The 17,098-nt window shown below is 56.2% G+C and carries 17 protein-coding genes, 1 pseudogene and 1 riboswitch; of the genes and pseudogenes, 11 read left to right on the forward strand and 7 right to left on the reverse strand.

The features are described 5' to 3' along the window. Window positions 1-2: 2 nt before the first annotated feature. The 10 genes from JCM15764_RS09485 to JCM15764_RS09530 all read left to right on the forward strand — a co-directional run bounded on the left by JCM15764_RS09485 (window position 3) and on the right by JCM15764_RS09530 (window position 8,538). On the forward strand, window positions 3-1,160 hold the full coding sequence (locus JCM15764_RS09485) for a DUF3108 domain-containing protein (protein ID WP_054695160.1): 1,158 nt from the start codon (window positions 3-5) through the stop codon (window positions 1,158-1,160). Between the two features lie 246 nt (window positions 1,161-1,406). Then, window positions 1,407-2,633 carry a hypothetical protein gene (locus JCM15764_RS09490; protein WP_054695054.1) on the forward strand — a complete coding sequence of 409 codons (1,227 nt, stop codon included), beginning with the start codon at window positions 1,407-1,409 and terminating at the stop codon, window positions 2,631-2,633. Window positions 2,634-2,649: 16 nt separating this feature from the next. Next, window positions 2,650-3,423 (forward strand): cytochrome c, encoded by a 774-nt coding sequence (locus tag JCM15764_RS09495; protein ID WP_054695162.1) that lies wholly within the window; start codon window positions 2,650-2,652, stop codon window positions 3,421-3,423. 35 nt (window positions 3,424-3,458) lie between these two features. Further along, the gene (locus JCM15764_RS09500) at window positions 3,459-4,718 is read left to right on the forward strand and encodes a hypothetical protein (RefSeq protein ID WP_054695056.1); all 1,260 of its coding nucleotides are present in this window, start codon (window positions 3,459-3,461) and stop codon (window positions 4,716-4,718) included. 316 nt (window positions 4,719-5,034) lie between these two features. After that, window positions 5,035-5,328 carry a hypothetical protein gene (locus JCM15764_RS09505; RefSeq protein WP_054695059.1) on the forward strand — a complete coding sequence of 98 codons (294 nt, stop codon included), beginning with the start codon at window positions 5,035-5,037 and terminating at the stop codon, window positions 5,326-5,328. A 672-nt stretch (window positions 5,329-6,000) separates the two neighbouring features. After that, window positions 6,001-6,390: a hypothetical protein gene (locus JCM15764_RS09515; RefSeq protein WP_243688669.1), complete on the forward strand. Its 390-nt coding sequence runs from the start codon at window positions 6,001-6,003 to the stop codon at window positions 6,388-6,390. A 199-nt stretch (window positions 6,391-6,589) separates the two neighbouring features. Then, window positions 6,590-6,820, forward strand: coding sequence for a hypothetical protein (locus JCM15764_RS22640; protein WP_243688670.1), 231 nt, complete (start codon window positions 6,590-6,592; stop codon window positions 6,818-6,820). After that, entirely contained in the window at window positions 6,817-7,224 is a 408-nt protein-coding gene (locus JCM15764_RS22645; protein ID WP_243688671.1) for an O-methyltransferase, read from the forward strand. Before JCM15764_RS22640 ends, JCM15764_RS22645 begins: the two co-directional genes overlap by 4 nt. A gap of 7 nt (window positions 7,225-7,231) precedes the next feature. Next, window positions 7,232-7,858 (forward strand): DNA-3-methyladenine glycosylase, encoded by a 627-nt coding sequence (locus JCM15764_RS09525; RefSeq protein ID WP_054695065.1) that lies wholly within the window; start codon window positions 7,232-7,234, stop codon window positions 7,856-7,858. A 93-nt stretch (window positions 7,859-7,951) separates the two neighbouring features. After that, window positions 7,952-8,036: riboswitch (cyclic di-GMP riboswitch) on the reverse strand. A 142-nt stretch (window positions 8,037-8,178) separates the two neighbouring features. Next, a complete protein-coding gene (locus JCM15764_RS09530; protein WP_243688672.1) occupies window positions 8,179-8,538 on the forward strand; it encodes a PQ-loop repeat-containing protein in 360 nt (119 codons plus the stop codon). Here the strand turns inward: JCM15764_RS09530 and JCM15764_RS22650 are convergent. The 3 genes and pseudogenes from JCM15764_RS22650 to egtD form a co-directional block, all read right to left on the reverse strand. Beyond that, complete coding sequence (locus JCM15764_RS22650) at window positions 8,482-10,353, reverse strand: IscS subfamily cysteine desulfurase (protein WP_243688673.1); 1,872 nt, start codon at window positions 10,351-10,353, stop codon at window positions 8,482-8,484. The genes JCM15764_RS09530 and JCM15764_RS22650 overlap by 57 nt on opposite strands. Further along, window positions 10,341-11,770: pseudogene (locus JCM15764_RS22655) on the reverse strand (molybdopterin-dependent oxidoreductase). The gene JCM15764_RS22650 and the pseudogene JCM15764_RS22655 overlap by 13 nt, the downstream one beginning before the upstream one ends. 128 nt (window positions 11,771-11,898) lie before the next feature. Then, window positions 11,899-12,966: an L-histidine N(alpha)-methyltransferase gene (egtD, locus tag JCM15764_RS09540; protein WP_054695067.1), complete on the reverse strand. Its 1,068-nt coding sequence runs from the start codon at window positions 12,964-12,966 to the stop codon at window positions 11,899-11,901. Between the two features lie 100 nt (window positions 12,967-13,066). Here egtD and JCM15764_RS09545 point away from each other — a divergent pair, with 100 nt between their 5' ends. Then, the gene (locus tag JCM15764_RS09545) at window positions 13,067-13,558 is read left to right on the forward strand and encodes a DinB family protein (protein ID WP_243688675.1); all 492 of its coding nucleotides are present in this window, start codon (window positions 13,067-13,069) and stop codon (window positions 13,556-13,558) included. A 184-nt stretch (window positions 13,559-13,742) separates the two neighbouring features. On the opposite strand, the gene JCM15764_RS22665 is transcribed toward JCM15764_RS09545, so the two are convergent. Genes JCM15764_RS22665 through JCM15764_RS09560 form a run of 4 tightly spaced genes read right to left on the reverse strand, consistent with a single transcriptional unit; the run spans window position 13,743 to window position 16,976 of the window. Further along, a complete protein-coding gene (locus tag JCM15764_RS22665) occupies window positions 13,743-13,904 on the reverse strand; it encodes a hypothetical protein (RefSeq protein WP_243688676.1) in 162 nt (53 codons plus the stop codon). Further along, window positions 13,865-15,592 carry a hypothetical protein gene (locus JCM15764_RS09550; RefSeq protein WP_054695070.1) on the reverse strand — a complete coding sequence of 576 codons (1,728 nt, stop codon included), beginning with the start codon at window positions 15,590-15,592 and terminating at the stop codon, window positions 13,865-13,867. Before JCM15764_RS09550 ends, JCM15764_RS22665 begins: the two co-directional genes overlap by 40 nt. After that, window positions 15,585-16,604 (reverse strand): FecR family protein, encoded by a 1,020-nt coding sequence (locus JCM15764_RS09555; RefSeq protein WP_054695073.1) that lies wholly within the window; start codon window positions 16,602-16,604, stop codon window positions 15,585-15,587. Before JCM15764_RS09555 ends, JCM15764_RS09550 begins: the two co-directional genes overlap by 8 nt. Window positions 16,605-16,613: 9 nt before the next feature. Beyond that, window positions 16,614-16,976 carry a hypothetical protein gene (locus JCM15764_RS09560; RefSeq protein ID WP_054695081.1) on the reverse strand — a complete coding sequence of 121 codons (363 nt, stop codon included), beginning with the start codon at window positions 16,974-16,976 and terminating at the stop codon, window positions 16,614-16,616. Window positions 16,977-17,098 lie beyond the last annotated feature (122 nt).

The raw sequence follows: 17,098 nt of genomic DNA on the forward strand, positions 1-17,098 counted from the left end.
ATATGAGTGATACCTTCAAAAAAAATAGCGCGGTCTGTGCTGCCTTCGGGCTATCCCTGGCGCTGCATGTGGCCCTGTTTTTCCCGTTTGCCGATTACGGCAGCTACAACTTTGCCAGGCCGGTGTCTTCGGCCGGAGCGGTCATGGTCGATCTGGCAATGGCCCAAGGTAAATCAGCGGCCAAGTCCCATGTGGCGAAAACATCATCGGCCGGTACAAAAGCCGGGAAGCCCTACGTTTCTCGTGCAGCATTCTCCTACGACACACCTGCAGCCCCTCTCAGAGAACAGGATCAAGAAGCGCTTTCCGGTGCACATGTTGCCGAGCAAACCACTACTATCCCTGCAGAACAAGCAGCATCAAAAAAAGAAACAAGCACCGAGCACCTTTCCAAGTCCCTGCTGCAAGAATTGCCTCCTCCCCTGCGCACTGCCGGCGAGTTCACCACCACATCCCATGAACGGCTCAACTACCGCATCAGCCTTCTGGGAATGCCCATCGGCGTTGCCGAACTGGAGGCGAAAAACGATAAAGGGGAAATGAAAATTTCTCTGAAGGTTAAATCCACTCCTGCCATTTCCGCCGTTTACCCCATCGACGACCTGATCGAGACCCGCCACATCGCCGGCAATTTCATCATCACCAAAATTCGGCAGCAGGAAGGGAACTTCAGGAGCCACCGGGGCTTCACCATCTTTCTGCGCGACAGGAGCGTCTTCTGGATCGACCTTTTGCGCAATCGTACCAGCAGGGAAACCATTCCCAATTCCCAGGTGCTCGATCTCATATCTGCCTTTTATTTCCTGAGGAACCGTCCGCTGCAGGTCGGCAACACGGAAGAGCTCCATGTTTATGACAGTGATACCTATACTTCGGTTCCGGTGGAAATCCTCCGTCGCGAGCGGATCAGCCTGCCCGGATTCAGGCACTCGGAAACGCTGGTGGTGAAGCCCAACCTGAAGACCGACGGCATCTTCAAGAGAACCGGCGATGTGACCATCTGGCTCACTGACGATGAGTACAAGGTGCCGGTGCGCATGGAAACAAGCATACCTCTCGGCAAGATCACGGCAGAACTTGTTTCGTCCCAGGTTGATAAGCTGGAACCGGCCACACCCATTTCTCCCGTCCCCCCGTTACCCAAAGGGGTAACGCCCTAAACACTCAAATCTCTCATCCTCACCTTCAATCCTCCTTGCCCAACTCCCTGCCAGGACCCCCCTGCTCACTGGCGTTCGCTTCCCCCCTATGGCATAGGGGGATGAGGGCCGTGTATTTTGCAGTTAAAAATAATTTTCTCCCGCAGTGAATAATAGAGAAAGGATGGTAAATTTGTACAAGCAAATTAAGCGTAACTAATTAAATGAGCTGTCGTTCTACCAATAATGGAAAGGAGGGTTCACTGAATGGGCTACAAAAGGGTCTGGCATTGGTTGTTACTGGTCTTTCTGCTGAGCGGGACAAGCGGCTGGGCAGCGGAAATACATGGCCGCAGTTCCACCCAGGTGCTCTGGTTCAATGACTTCTATAACGGTCGCCAGATTGAAGCAGCCGAGTATCTTCGTCTTTCTGCAACAAAGCTGACCAGTGACGGCAAGTTTTCCATTTACGGCTATGGCCGAGGAACACAGGACTTTACCAATGGCGAGGGGCTGAATGGGCGCCTATACTTTCTGTATGGCGACTATCGCGATCTGCTGAATGTATTCGATGTGAAGGTCGGCCGTCAGTTCGTCAACCTTTCGGCAGGAACCACCATTATCGATGGCGGCGAACTGATCGTGAAGAATATCGGTCCTGCTGGCCTGACGGTATTGGGAGGCCGTGATGTGGTTTTCGGGATCGACGGCGAGTTGGGGCATGCCGGAAACTATGCCTTTGGCGCTGCGGCTTATCTGAACGGCCTGAGAAAGACCGACCTTGATATAAGCTGGCTTCGCAAATGGGATTCGGGGGATGTTTCCCGGGACATCATGGGAGCGTCATTCAAGCAGTATCTGTTGGACCGGGTGAAGCTTTACGGCAATGCCCGCTATGACCTGACTGCCGAGGTATTCAACGAGGTTCTCGGCGGGGTCAAATATTTTCCCTCTGCCAATCTGGTGCTGACCGGAGAATGGTTCCAGAGCTACCCCACCTTTGATACCACCGATATCTTTTCCGTCTTTGCCGCCGACAGATACCAGGAAGGGGTTATTCGGGCAGATTACACAATCAACAAGATGCTGTCGGTCTATGGTGGCTATAACAGGGAAGAGTTCGGGGACGGGGCCAGCGCCAACGTCATCGAGGCCGGCGTAAATCTGCGGCCGCTGCCCGATCTGCAGCTCACCTTCGAATACGACCGGCGTGTCGGTATCGGCAGTGATGACAGCAAGCTGGACGGCGGGCTGTTCGAGGCGGCGTGGGATATGACCAAAGCCTTTCAGCTGGCAGGCGGTTTGGGTGTCGATGCCTATGATCGTGAAATCTTCCACAGCTCAACGGGTGAGCAGATTGCGCAGAAATACTGGCTAGGCAGCAGGCTGAAGCTGGCCAATAACATGAGTGCCTCTCTGCGCATCGAAGATGACATCAATGTGACTTACAACAACAACGTTCAAGGACGTTTCATCTTTAATTACGATTTCTAGAAAGGGGGGTATGGCGGTGAAAAACTGGTTTTTTGTCTTTCTGCTGATTTCCTTGCCGGCTGTCTATGTGCAGCAGGCAGTCGCCCAGAAGGAGTCCCACCGGGATTATGCTTCCATGAAAGTTGTCGAGTGCAACGACTGTCACAAGAATGAGGGGGTCGCACTCAATCACGATGCCGACTGGCTGCGGGGGCACCGGCTGCCGGCCCAGAAGGGTGTATCCAACTGCGGGCAGTGCCATGATCAGTCCTATTGCCTTGACTGCCATACGGGGGGAGGCATCAATGCCGATCTTTCAACCCAGAATTACCGGCGGGATTATATCCCCAAAAGTCACAAGAGCGACTGGATAGAGATCCATCCCATAAAGGCCCAGGATAATCCCCAGTCCTGCACCCGCTGTCATGACCAGAAAAACTGCCAGGATTGCCACTCCCGGTACCGGTCCACAGACCTGCAGTTCCAGTCCCACCGGCGCCAGTTCCGGGACATCAAGGTCAGCGATATCGGCCCGAACCATGCCATCTTCACTACCGCCCAATGTCCCACATGCCATCAGGGGGGGATTCTGCCGAGCCATCAATGGTCATCGGATCATGCCTCGGAGGCGCGGCGCAATCTGCAGTCCTGCGGTACCTGCCACAGTGACGGCGATGTCTGCATGACCTGCCATAGCGCGCGCACCGGTCTCAAGATCAATCCCCATCCACGGAACTGGAACGGGATCAAGGGCAACTACAGGGACAAGAGCAGCGGCAGGACCTGCGTCCGCTGCCATGACAGATTTTAAACAAAGATAAATATACTGGAAAGGAGGAATCATCAATGGGCAGAAGCGTATCGTTGCAGTTGTTCCTTGCCGTTTTCCTGGTGTCCGGGTTGCTTGGCGGCTGCGGCTCGTCCAAGAAAGAAGGTGAGCAACAGACTCAGGTGAGTGCCCCAACCAAAGTGGGTTCCGAAAGCTGTACCAACACCTGTCATAGTACCACCAGGGATATTACCGGCAATATCATCGCCCAGGCCTGGGCAAATACCACCCATACGACCGTGCAGGGCGTCCAGTGCGAGGATTGTCACGGCGGCGGCAGCATGCACTGGGGTGTCGGGCCGATGCCGTTCCCCATTCCCCAGGCCGAGCAATGCAGTCAGGCCAGCTGTCATGCCTCTTTCCTTTCGGGCTTCAATCAGACCGCCCATGCCAACACCCACGCGGAAGGGGCGCCTTTCGGGCCTGACAAGTTTTTCTTCCAGGGAGACCCCGGCAGCGGCCAGGCAAGTCTGAGAACAAGAAACGGGACTGATATTCAGGAGGTTACGCCGACCGGTCAGCCTGTGAACAAATCGCAGCACATCGTAGAATGCTCGGTCTGCCATAATCCCAACCAGCGTTTCGTCGCCTACAGCACCAATCTGTTCAGGCCGTTCCAGAGGAATTTCCCCAGCGACACCGGTGAGGATTCCCAGAACCAGAATGGGGAAGACAGCAACTTCCAGAGCCGATACATCAACCCGGCGGTTTCCTGTGCCGGTTGCCATGATGCCCATCAGCCGCAACAGATGGTAACCATTCCACAGCGTACAACGCCGGTGGGTTATTCCATTTATCGCAGATACAGCACTCCTGAGCTGGGGCGGATTCAGGGAACCATCTTTCAGCCCAATGGGGTGGTGCTGACCGGAGTTCCAGTTGCCGGCACCGCCACCAACAACAATGAAGTCAGTCCGGAACTGCTCTGCGCTGCCTGCCATACGGTCAGCAAATACAAGTTTTCCAATCTCTCCACCCACCAGAGCAACGTCTATCCCCAGTGGACCCATTCGGGACATGGTGAAAGAGAAAAGCCGGCCTGGGCCGAGTTTTCAGCAAACCTGCGGGGTACATCAATCCACTTACAGGGCTCGCTTATACTGATCTCGGCCATACCACCAGCTATCCCGTCGATATGGCACTCAGGAGTTATGGCGCCACCGCAAGTGCAACGAGCAATCAGGGTAACAACAATTTTGCCTGCTTCAAATGCCACAACGGCCTCACCTCTATTGCATACCAGAAAAATATCCAGGGAACACCGGCAGCGCCGGTAGTCTTCGGAGATGCCAGCGCTACCTGCATCACCTGCCACGATCCACACCAAAAAGGCACCTTTGCCGGCGGGGCAAATACCACCAGCAACATCCGTGTTCCGGTGGCAATGACCAATTACTCAACTGCCAACGTCAAGGTCTTCGGCAATGTCTTCCTGGATAATCAGCCGATCCCCCAGAACAATGCCAACGAGACCATCTGCATTTTCTGTCACCAGGGCCGGGAGAGCGGCTTCACCCTATATCGGGCCAAGCTGGCGCCGGGCAAAAGCTCTGCCGGCGCGTTCTTCAATCCCCACTACCTGGCACCGCAGCAATGCTGTGGGGAGCCAACGGTTACGAATTCAGCGGAAAATCCTACAGTGCCAATGTGGCCCATCAGCAAGCAAACTGTGCCAGCTGCCACATGGATAATGCCACCGAAGACGACACCATCGGCGGACATAGCTGGAATCCGAACGTCGCTTCCTGCAATACCTCCAGTTGCCACGGCGGAGGAGTCGGCCCAGCTGTTGCGGCAAAACCGGGCACCGCTGCACCTGAGGTCAACGCTTACCGGGCTGCCTTCGATACCAGCGATTATGATGCAGCGGTGCTCTTGAGCCGATAGCAGTTGAAATAAAAGGCCTTCAGGACAAACTGATCGCCCTTCTTGCCGCCAACGGCATTTTCTATACGGATCTCAAGTATCCCTATTTCTTTGCCGATCCCGCCTTTACCACCAACTACACGGCCTGGAACACGGCGACCGGAGGTACAACAGCTTTCAAGGCTGCGTTCAATCTGCAATTCATCATCAAGGGGCTACCATCCGCGGCAACATCTCAAACGGCTGTGCCCAATGCTTCTGCAGCCGTGCATAACCACAAATACATTATCCAGTTGCTCCGCGATTCATACGAGGAATACAACGCGGTGGCAGCAGCCAAAGGGGCAACCCTTTCAGGTGTGAGGCCGGCGGGTACAAGACCTGCAACTGTCTATGGTCCGGGTCAGTAAGGAGTTTTTTTGAGAATGGAACAGCAAAAAGCCCCGAGGTCTCTTCGGGGCTTTTTGCATTGAATCGAACACAAATCCGATTCGTTTTGCTATAGTGAGACCATGGGATTGGTAATTGCCTTCATAGCCGTGATGCTGGCGGCATCGCCTGCTGCCGCTATCGACCTGGGTGCACCGAAACTGTCGGAAAGCCTGGCGTCGCGCAAATTTTTCGACTGACCGCTATCTCCTGTCGGTAGCGGAGAAATACCCGGTCCTACGGGGATATACCCTGCAGCCGCAGGTGGGTCTGGGCTACGTGGCCAGAGAAAGGGCGGCTGGAGTCGGGTTTGACGAATCTCTCTATAAGATCCAGGCCCACGCAGGGGGCAGGCTCGATCTGGACAACCGGTTCTACTTTTCAGCCGCAGCCAAGCTTCCTGTCTATACCTATGGTCTCACTGATACCAGGCTCGGCCTCTTTTCTTCCCAAAACCCTTCTTCGGTACACAGGTACGATTTTGCCCATCTTTCTTCTTCCAATCTGCTCTGGACCGGTGAACTGGGCGTTCACCTGGGCCTTGGCGCCGATCTGACCATCTATTACGATCAGAACGCCTTCGACCTCTATGAGGCAGGACGCACTCTTTCCGAAGAGCGGATCGGCACGCGCATCATCTTCAGGTTCAAGTAATCCCTTGAAAAACTGCTGCGGGGCTGATCTGCTGCGTTGTCGCCCGCTATACCATGTGTCGTTTCGTCCTCTCGCTTACTCTTGCATATCTGCCCCATCAATACGTTTTTCGTGCTCGGCCGGCTGTTTCCCCCGCTTGTGCAGCCAACCTTCCCTGATATAATAGAATGAATTTAAATTAATCCCCTGAGGTCACGTCATGATTGAGATCACCGATCCCCGTATCGATAAATATATAATGGGCCTTGCTCCCGAGTCCGATTCCCTGCTGCTGGAAATGGAAAAGAAGGCAAAGGCAAGCGGCTTTCCTATCGTCGATCCATTGGTGGGGAGGCTGCTTTATCTGCTTACCCGCCTGAAACAGCCGGCGCTTATCGTGGAGATGGCTCAGGCTTCGGTTATTCCGCCTACTGGTTTGCCAAGGCCTTGAGTATCCGCGGCAAAATCGTTCTTATCGATAAGGAGGAAGCACACATATCCCATGCGCGGAAGGTCTTCAGCGATTCGGATCTTTTTGACCGGGCCGAATTCAGGGTAGGGGACGCCCTGCAGGTCGCCAGGGAATACCAGGGGATAGATCTTCTTTTCATCGATATTGACAAGCATCAGTATCTTGATGCCGTCATGGCCATTACCCCCATGCTGGCCAAGAATGCTCTGGTCATTGCCGACAACAGCCTTTGGCACGGCAATGTTGCCGAAGGAATAACGGACAGGGACACGGTCGGAATCGACAAATTCAACCGCCACATGTTCAGCAGCAATGATTTTTTCACTTCGATCATCCCCCTGCGCGACGGGGTTCTGCTTGCCTACAAGCTGACGGAGAGTTGAAAAGTTCATGGCGCCACTTGATATACCGCGGCTGAATCGGGAGGACCTGCCGGTTGAGACCCAGGCCATGGCACGTTATCTCGTCGGCAAGACGCTGGTTGTGGATCGTGATGGAGCGAGGCTCAGCGGGCGCATTGTCGAAACTGAAGCATATCCCCCCGGAGATGCGGCAGGTCGGGCATTCAGCGGGGAGAGCCGGGCAAACCGTTCCCTATATATGAATTATGGTCACGCCTTTGTCTATCTCATTTACGGACGTTACCATATGTTGAACGTGGTCAGTGAGCAGCCTGGAATCGGTGCTGCCGTTCTTTTGCGCTCACTGGAGCCCTTGGAAGGCATCCACCTCATGGAAGAGCGTCGCGGAACGACCCGGCTTCACGACCTGGCGCGTGGACCCGGCAGGCTTGCGGCAGCCCTTGGCATCGATAGGCGCTATGACGGTCTTGATCTTTTTGATAACCGGGAGCTGTGGTTGGGCAGGGAAATAAGGTCTGTGACGCATATGGGAATGAGCGCCCGCATCGGCTTGACCAGGGAGGTTCATCGGCTTTGGCGGTATTACGAGGCAGGCAGTTCCTTTGTCAGCGGGACTCGGGGTCTGAACAGGTTCTTGACCGAAATGACATTGTGAGATGATGGGCAACCGGTGCCAACCGGATGATAAACGAAAAGCCGCGGATCGGAGGGTTGTGATCCGCGGCTTTTTTAGTTTTTCACCTGTTTCTTCGGCAGCCCGGCTATCTGTTAGTTAATAACAGATCCGTATGCTTTGTGTCACTGGAATTTCTTCCAGATTACCCTTTCGGAAACAGGCTGATATAACTATAACGCAGCTTAGGGTCATGTAAAGATATTTTTGTGAAATTAATTTAATATTGCTACTCCTTCTGCCCACCAGGTGATGCTCCTCACTCAATAATGAAAATCAATGGGTTAGAGTTAGAGGTCAAAATGGAAAAAATGAAAGGAGTGTCACCGTTGATACGCTCTCTTTATGCCTTGAATGGCATCATCGCCGTATTGCTTTATTTGCCGCAGATCAGGACTATTCTCAGGAACAAGGAAGAGGTGGGGTCTTTTTCGCTGATAACCTTCGGCGGTTGGTCTGTCGGCTCGATCATCACCGCCCTTTATGCCTGGACCTTAATCGGGGATCCCATGTTTGCGGCAGTCAGTCTGGCGAACATGCTCGGCTCCGGCACCGTTTTCACCCTTGTTGCGACCAGGCGCCTGAAGAACCGCCGCCTGCCCGAACTAACGACAAGGCACGAAACGAATGACGCTGATAGTCTCGCCGAGAACTTCGGCTAAAGAGCGAAGGACATACTCGATCTCTTCCTCGGTATTGTCGCTCCCCAGGGAGAAGCGGACCGAGCAGTGAGCCTGCTGGGGGGTAAGCCCCATGGCGGTCAGGACGTGGGATGGGTCCGGATTTCCCGATTTGCAGGCAGATCCGGAGGAAAAGGCGATTCCCTTCCTGTCCATGAGGAGGACCAGCGATTCCCCCCGTATTTCCGGCAGGGTCATACTGAGGGTGTTGGGAAGCCGCCCGTCGGGCGGCCCGTTGCTTTTTGCCATCGGCAGCAGCGCCCTTATTCCTTTTTCCAGCTTTTCACGAAGGCCTGCCAGCCGCTTGGGTTCCTCACCATTCAACCGGCAGAGAGCCAGCTCTACTGCCCGGCCAAAGCCGACAATTCCGGGCACATTCTCAGTACCGGCACGCAGCCCCCATTCCTGTCCTCCCCCCTTGACCAGCGGATCTAACCTCAGATCCTTCCGCACATAAAGCGCCCCGACCCCTTTCGGTCCATGGAGCTTGTGGGCGGATACCGAAAGCAGATCAACCCCCAGTTCTGCCACATCGATGGGTATCTTGCCGAAAGCCTGCACCGCATCGGTGTGGAAAAGGGCGCCACAGCCATGGGCAATCTCGGCCAATTCCCTCACCGGCTGAATGGCGCCGGTCTCATTGTTGGCGAGCATGATGGACACCAGCAGCGTATCCGGGCGGATGGCAACGGCCAGAGCTGACGGTTCAACTACCCCGGAGCCGTTTACCGGCAGGATCGTCAGCTCGTATCCGAGTGTTGCCAATGCCCGGCAGGGGACCAGCACAGCGGGATGCTCGATGCTGCTGGTGATGATGTGCCGGCGTTCCCCATCCGAAGCCGCTGCCAGACCTTGAATGGCGAGGTTATCCGCTTCTGACCCTCCACCGGTAAAGACGATGCGCCTGGCGGTGCAGTTGAGCCCCTGGGCAACGACTCTGCGGGCAGCTTCTATGGCTGTCCTGGCCGTATTGCCAAAACTGTGGATGCTTGACGGATTGCCGCATCGCTCCCCCAAGAAGGGAAGCATTGCCTCACGTACCCCAGGGGCAACATGGGTGGTGGCATTATGGTCCAGGTAGACCGCCTGCCGGGGCTCCCTTTGCCCAGCGAGAGGCTCGTATGCAGGTATTTCTTCAGCCTTGTCTTCTGTTTCAATACCTTGATTCCTTTTAATCGATCGGCCGCCATCGGCCAGTTTCGTTACCCGGCAGAGCAGGGTTTTATATATGGGGAAGCCGGAGATGGGATCGAATCGGCCGATGTCCGTAAGTTCGTTGACGTTGCATTGTTGCCATTCTGCCGGCCCCAGCGGACCGCCACCCCCCATGGCGGCGTCAACAGTGCCGCGCATCATGTGGTCGGAAAGGCTTGCCGTAAAAAGAGCGCGGCCGCGTGGCGTTTCCACCCAGACCTGTTCACCTTCCCCTATGCCCGATTCAAGTGCCTCCGTCCTGTTCATCATCACCGGTGGGCTGTCATGACGCTCGGCAAGGGGACGGACCCCGTGGTGCTGGCTGCGGAAATCGAATCTGGTCCTGCCACCGGAGTTGAAAACCAGGGGATATTCCCGTGCCAGCTCCGGGGCGGCCAGTGGCCCTTCTGCAGGCTCGGTATAGACCGGCAGAGGATCATACCCATGCTCGGCCAGGATCGAGGAGGCAATCTCGAACTTGCCGCTGGGGGTGTTGAAGCCGGGGCGGCCGTCGGCCCGAAGCAGCCCCTTTTCCCACTTCCGGTACTGCATCATGGCTGTCGGCAATCGCACTTCTCCCCCGGCTTTCCTTACCTCATCCAAAGAAAAGCCGCTGCCGTCCAGGGCATGGCGCAGGAGTTCCTCTTCCGATTTTGGATAAAGGTGGCCATAGCCAGGCGCCCGGCCAGTTCTGCCAGGATGAGGAAATCATTGCGCGCCTCCCCCTGCGGCTCCACAAGGCGTTCACGGATCTTGAACATCGGGCCGAAACGCATGTATGAAGTGATCTCGTAGTAGGTGGCAGCGGGCAGGACGATGTCGGCATAGGCGGAGTCGGCAGTATGGTAGCGGTTAATGCTGACCATGAAATCCAGGGCATCCAAGGTCTTGCGCCATATTTGCGGTTGCGGCCAGGCGGTGATGATCGACCCGCCGAGGACGGTCAGGGCGCGGATCGGGTATGGTTTGCCATGCAGGACCGCATCGGGAAGGGCAATGGCGTGGGATTCACCACGATATGCGCTATAGACCGGGAAGCGGTCCCGCCCCAAGGCCTTCTTCATATCTGGATTGGGGATGAGGTGTGAGCGATTCTGGGGAAAGATATTTTCCTTCATACGGAAGACCAGTCCTCCCGGCACGTCCAGTTGACCGGCCAGAGCCCACAACGTAAAGACGGCGCGGATGGCCTGGACGCCGCTGTCGGAATATTCCAGCCCGGTGTACATGACCGGCACGGAACCCCGAGCTGCCGCCACTTCCCGTGCCAGCTCACGTACCGTTTCTGCCGGTACTCCGGTTATGCTTTCCACCACCTCCGGCCGGTAGTGCTGGACCAGCTGCTTCAATTCCTCGAATCCCACCGTCCAGTTAGCGGCGAATTTCTCGTCATAAAGCTCTTCCTCAACCAGTACGGCAATCATCCCCAGGGCCAGCGCTCCATCGGTACCGGACCGGATGGGGACCCACCTGGCGCCGGTCTCGCGGGCGGTCTCACCCAGGCGCGGATCAATGGCGATGATCCGTGCGCCACGTTCCCGCGCTTTCAGGATCTGCAGGTGATTCAGCGGCGGTGAATCGGTGGCGGGATTGCCCCCCAGATGACAATCAGCTCTGCCTGCTCAATGTCCGCCTCCATTGTCACCAGCATCTCCCCCATGGTCACATGGGGAGCGATCATGGCAAAGGAGACGTAGCAGAGGGCGCCGACACCAAGGGTGTTGGGGGACCCGAAGGGGAAAAGGACGCTGGAGGCGGAGGAAACAGCCACATCTGCCGGTTGGAAGACATCGCACAGTGCCATGTCGAAGCTGCCCCGGCCGGTATAAAAGGCTACCGCTTCAGGTCCCGAACTGTTTTTTATCTCCTGAAAACGGGAGACGATGGTATTGAAGGCGTCATCCCAGGAAATCCGTTCAAATTGATAGGTTCCCTTGGGGCCACTGCGGCGCAGGGGATAAAGGAGCCGGTCCGGGTCGTGGACGATTTGGGGAGAATGCCGGCCGATATGGCAGATCATACCCAGGGGGTGCCCATTATGTGGCTCAACCTTTAGTAACCGGCCTTCCCTGATGGTGGCCGTTATGAAACAGCCGGCGGGACAGATGCCGCACAGGCCATGGTGAATTTGGATCCTGTCCTCGGTCACTATGAAGTACCTCCGGAGACAGCCGGGGGGAAGCCGTTCCGGCGTAACAGGAGAAGGGCGAACCAGCTCCGTTCGTCAGTAAAGATCTCCTCGGCGGTAAAGCCATAGCCTTCCAGGAATGGGAGAAATGTCCCAAGACGGAATTTCCGGCTGATCTCAGTATTTATGGCTTCACCTTCGTCAATGATAACATGCTGCCCTAGTGGCGCGATGTGGATCGCCTGGCGTTGGCTGAAGCGGGCACAGATATCCACCTGCTCCTTTGCCTCGTTGTAAACCGCCACATGCTGGACGGCAGACGGGTCTATGGAACTTCCCAGTTCCCGGTTCATGCGGATGAAAAGATTCCGGGTGAATTCCTGGGTTATGCCGGCAGCATCGTTGTAGGCTGCTTCAATGGTATGACGCTCCTTGACCAGGTCGATGCCCAGCAGGAAGAAGTCGTCCAGGCAAAGGGACAGGGCCAGGTCACGGAGAAACAGGGACATCTCATCGCCTGCGAAGTTGCCGATGCTGCTGCCGAGGAAGAGCACGGTCACCGGCGATATCTCGCGCAAGAGGGGGAAGGCACTCCTGTAGTCGCTGTTTATGCCGAGGACTTGTGTTGCCGGATGGCTGACGGTTATGTTGCGGGAAGCTTCTCGCAGGGCAGCCTCGCTCACGTCGACCGGGACATATCTCACCGACTGTGCCTGGGCGAGCCAGGCCCGCAGCAGATAGTCAGTCTTTGTGGAATTGCCCGAACCGAGCTCCGCAAGTGTTGTGGCGCCGCATATTTTCCTGATGAGGCGTGCTTTGGTTGCGAGAATTTCAGCTTCAGTGCGGGTGAGATAATACTCGGGTTGACGGGTAATAAGGTCGAACAGCTCACTGCCGCGGGCATCATAGAGAAAACGGCATTGGAGTCTGCGGGGCATGGAGCTGAGGCCGGCGGCGGTGGCGGAGGCAAAATCGATCAGCTGATCGGCCTCCGTCGAGTGCTGTCGAATGATCAGGCCGGAGCGGTTCAGTGCTTTGCGAAAAGACTTGCGGACCGGCCAGGGGTACGACGGAAGAGTTGCTGGCATATGACTCCCTTTGGACAGCAGGGGCAAAATGGGCAATAATATTAAAAAGTATAAATAAACTCGGGGGAGAGTCAAATCAGGCTGAAACCATGGAGGTAACATGAAGGGGAACGACCTGTTGCGAAAGGAATTACTGGCCCTGTTGTCCGGTGGGGAAGCCCATATGGATTTTGCCGATGTTGTCGCCCGGTTTCCCATGGAGCACATTAACAGCAAGGCCCCGCATACACCCTATTCCTGCTGGCATTTCGTCGAGCACCTGCGCATTGCCCAGTGGGACATCTTGCAGTTCATGATCGATCCCGATCATGTGTCACCTGACTATCCCGAAGGGTATCGGCCGTCTCCTGACGAGGAAACGGATGAAAAAGGCTGGTATGGCAGTGTGGAGGGGGTACTTTCCGACCTGGAAAAGCTGAAGGAGATAGTGACTGATCCGGCTACCGATTTTTTTGCCCCATCCCCCATGCCAAAAACTACACCATCTTTCGGGAGATGCTCCTGGTGGCCGATCACAACGCCTACCACATCGGCGAGCTGGCCCTGCTGCGCCAGGTGTTGGGGATATGGCCGAAGGGGTTCGAGTACCTGACCGGCAGTGCCTGAGGCGATAAATAAATTGTGATTAGCGTCGATCCTCCGCAGCGCCGAAGGGTGAGTGCAACGCCGCAGATGGGAGGTTTTCAGCAGCCCTTAAGGCGAGATGGTGAATGGTGCTGACAGCGCCCATGTATCACCTGTGGTGGACACTACCATAATCCGGCAGCCGTTGCCGACTATGCCAGTGTCTCCACCGCCACCGGCAGGGTGAAGGAACCTGTCGAAGCGGGGACGACCGTCGGTGTCAGCTTGATCCAGATACTGCCGGGGAAGGGGTCGCCGGAGGTTATTGGCGCCGTCAGTTTTTGCGGATCGTCGGCCAGCAGGAATATTTCCACGCCAGAGGCGAAAAGAAGCGATCCTCCCAGGTGACGACCGGGGAGGCGGCGCCGAATTTCCAGATGTCACCGGCGGCCGGGCTGGTAACACCCCCTGTCACTTGGGCTGTTGTAGTCATGAAAGATATTACCGACGACATGGGTGCGGCTGAAACAGGGCCGTTGAAAAGCCAGATGCTCTGGATCTGACGCCGGTTGTCAAAGTCTTCGGCGGTAACCGAGAGGCTTCCTCCAAGAGCCAGCACCGGCAGGGTGCTGCTGAGGGAAACGCTGGTATCGGTGAGCAACAGATCCCTTTGAAAATAGTATCCCGCCTTGCCCAGTGTATCCCAGCCGTAATAGTTGAGGGACGTGTCAAACCAGCTTGACTGGAAGGCCGTGGGAGTGGAGACGTTGTAAGCCAGGGTGCTGCCGATCCTGGCATCGGCAAGGAAATGGCCGTTGGTTGCCGCTGAAATGGGGGAAATCCCGGCAAGGGCCGGAAAATACCCGGACGTGGACGTTGCTTCGCTTCGCAGCCACGGCCTTCTCGGCAGGGTCGATGTCCTTGTTTCCACCACCACATTGTTGCTGTCGTAAATGGTGAAGGTGTAGACGGAGTTGTCGGCGATGCCGGCAAGACTGGCATCGGCCATCACATACATCTCCCATTGCATGGTCGAAAGCGGTGGCGTGGGGAAATAGGCGTTTCCCAGCTGCATTTTTTGGGGGAACAAGGGGTCTTTGGCGAGGACAATGCCACCGGTTGGCAGTCCCGGCCCAGTGACCACCGCTGATGTCAGCCCGGCATTGCCGCGATCCTCGACCCTGACCAGCAATCCCGACTCCACGCGCAGGGCGGTCGGCCCGCCCAGCCACTGTGACGTAATGCCGCGGAGTTCGATTGCTGCCAGAAAGTTGTTGCCGGTGATCTTCCATTCCCCGTTTTCCTTGATCATGATGAAGCCGTCATCGGGGAAGCCGTAGGAGCCATCCTTGAAAAAGCCCTTACCGGTAACCTTGACCGGGCTGCCGACTGTGGCGGACAACGGTTTGGCTGAGGCGGTCAGGCTGACCATCCCTTTGGTTAGAATATCCCCGAATTTATAGTCCTTCACATCGAAATCAATGGCTGCCGTCCGGGAGAGGCCGTCATGGATGCCGAAACTCGTTGCATAGAACGGGGCCAGATCAGCAGCGGTCAGGGCGGTCCCCTTGGCCTCGATAGTATCCTTGAAGTACTGGTAGAGCTTGGCTGTTACGGCCTGATTGACGTCTTCCTGCATGGTGACCGGCACTGCCGTGTCGGTTCCGTTAAGATCGACGGTGGTGCTGCCGGTATAGGGGGTGTTATTGTAGTTATCCTGGGCAATCACCTTAAAGACACGGCCGCTGCCATTGGGAACGGCAAAGGAGTCTGATGCGGAAGTCTGCCCGGGGGCAACGGTGATGACCCTGACGATGTCCGTCATGTCCGGGGCGGTGACGGTAATGGTTATCTTTTTGACGATGGAAGGAAGGATGCCTGTGCTGGTGGCTGCGGCGGTCATGCCGGCAAAGACCGTTTTTGCTGTTGCGCTCCCTTTTGCCGCGGCCTGGCCGAAACTTACCGTAACCTTGCTGGTTCCGGCAGTGCCGCTCCCGGAACAGCCTGCACATGCCATCAATATGAAAAAGAGGAGGGTGGAAAAAATGAACCGGTTACCCATGGGAGCTACCCCCTGTTAGAAATTTACATTTACATTGACGTTGGTTGTTGTCGGAACAACCGGCGGCGGAGGAGGAGGGGGTGGTGGTGGCTGTTGCCGGTGCAGCCGGCGGCGGCGGAGGTGGCGGTGCCTGTGTGGTCGTCGTCACTGAAGACGTGGGGGCTGTTGTGATTGCCGACGGTATGGTGCTGCCCATAAGAGCGGTTCCTGTAGATGTCGGTGCAATAGTGGTGGTCAACGGTGCTGACTGGCTGAGAATGTCTGCGCCTTCTGTCTGGTTTCCGTTTGCTGCCTGGGTTGACTGGGCAGCCGGCTGACTGGTCCCCTGGGTGCCGGACTGACCGCCGTTCTCTGACTTGGGCGCCGTTACACCTTTTTCCATATGCTGTGTTTCCGCCGGCAGCGCCTGGCGCGGAGGCTGTGGCGGAGCGCCGGGGGCGATTGTGGTAATATTGCCGGCCGTGACGGTGACTATCCGGTCGGGCATGCGTCGATTATAGGTATAGACGCTTCCCTGGCGGACCAGGACGCCGGTCAGGCTTCGGTCGTGGCTGACGATGAAATCGGTTCCCCGGACGCCGGCAACGGCATTGGGGGTGTGAACCTCGAAACGCCGCCCCTCTCCGGCCCGCTTGACCCTGGCAGGATCGACGATGGCTTCCACCTTGCCCCTCGGCAATCGCACGTTGGCGCCGTTTTCCCGCTGTCCGGAAAAATATGCCCCGATGTCGATGCGGCTCCTTTGAGCAACCTTGAGGATGGTGCCGTCCTTGAACTGGATCTCCGCAAAGCTGCCGCTCCTGGTGCGGACAAAATCACCTTCACCGAGGTTGTCCCCGGTCTTGACCGCAACTGCCGGCAGCCTGCCGTTACGCAGCACATCAACGGTTCCGCTTACGATTTTGAAAGAGGCAATGTCCTCTGCCGCCAGGACTGTGCTTGAACCCATCACAACCAAGGTAAAAAGCAGAGCCAGCCGCAGGAATAGTGATCTGCCCAGTCTGTCGATCATGTGTTCACCTCAAAAGCGGACTTCAACCCCTGTTGAATAGACATTGCGGTCATACTCGTAGAGGGCCAGGTTGGAAAAATCCGAGGCGTGGAAATACTGGAAATTGACAAATACGCCATCGGTTAGCTCATGGCTAAGGTTGACGGTAGCCGCATAGGTGGCGTCTTCCCGCTTCATGCCATAGATCGTGTGATTGTTAAGGTAATTCTGCCAGAACCCCTCAAGAGAGATAATGACGCTGGTCCTTGAAGCGAGGGGCAGAAGCAGATCTGCATTAAGCCTGTTCCCCAGATAGGACCAATTGTTTCCCTGTGCATCCTCCAGGGAAAATTCGTAGCGTAGATTGAAAAAGCCTTTCTCTCCGGCAAACATGTAAATGTAGCCATCTGCCCTGCATAGCCGTCAGCATCGCGATTTTCAGATGGGACAGGATTCTGCATGTAATTGCGTCTGCTGTAACCGAACGACGCCTGCCCCAGGTGATCATCGGCGAA

It is taken from the genome of Geotalea toluenoxydans JCM 15764 (genome assembly GCF_001311985.1).
Lineage (GTDB): Bacteria > Desulfobacterota > Desulfuromonadia > Geobacterales > Geobacteraceae > Geotalea > Geotalea toluenoxydans.

Coding starts and splice junctions, on each gene's coding strand:
- JCM15764_RS09545 (WP_243688675.1), top strand. CDS start 13,067: ATGAAGGGGAACGACCTGTTGCGAAAGGAATTACTGGCCCTGTTGTCC.
- JCM15764_RS09550 (WP_054695070.1), bottom strand. CDS start 15,592: ATGGGTAACCGGTTCATTTTTTCCACCCTCCTCTTTTTCATATTGATG.
- egtD (WP_054695067.1), bottom strand. CDS start 12,966: ATGCCAGCAACTCTTCCGTCGTACCCCTGGCCGGTCCGCAAGTCTTTT.
- JCM15764_RS09485 (WP_054695160.1), top strand. CDS start 3: ATGAGTGATACCTTCAAAAAAAATAGCGCGGTCTGTGCTGCCTTCGGG.
- JCM15764_RS09555 (WP_054695073.1), bottom strand. CDS start 16,604: ATGATCGACAGACTGGGCAGATCACTATTCCTGCGGCTGGCTCTGCTT.
- JCM15764_RS09525 (WP_054695065.1), top strand. CDS start 7,232: ATGGCGCCACTTGATATACCGCGGCTGAATCGGGAGGACCTGCCGGTT.
- JCM15764_RS09530 (WP_243688672.1), top strand. CDS start 8,179: ATGGAAAAAATGAAAGGAGTGTCACCGTTGATACGCTCTCTTTATGCC.
- JCM15764_RS09505 (WP_054695059.1), top strand. CDS start 5,035: ATGCTGTGGGGAGCCAACGGTTACGAATTCAGCGGAAAATCCTACAGT.
- JCM15764_RS09560 (WP_054695081.1), bottom strand. CDS start 16,976: ATGTTTGCCGGAGAGAAAGGCTTTTTCAATCTACGCTACGAATTTTCC.
- JCM15764_RS22640 (WP_243688670.1), top strand. CDS start 6,590: ATGATTGAGATCACCGATCCCCGTATCGATAAATATATAATGGGCCTT.
- JCM15764_RS09490 (WP_054695054.1), top strand. CDS start 1,407: ATGGGCTACAAAAGGGTCTGGCATTGGTTGTTACTGGTCTTTCTGCTG.
- JCM15764_RS09500 (WP_054695056.1), top strand. CDS start 3,459: ATGGGCAGAAGCGTATCGTTGCAGTTGTTCCTTGCCGTTTTCCTGGTG.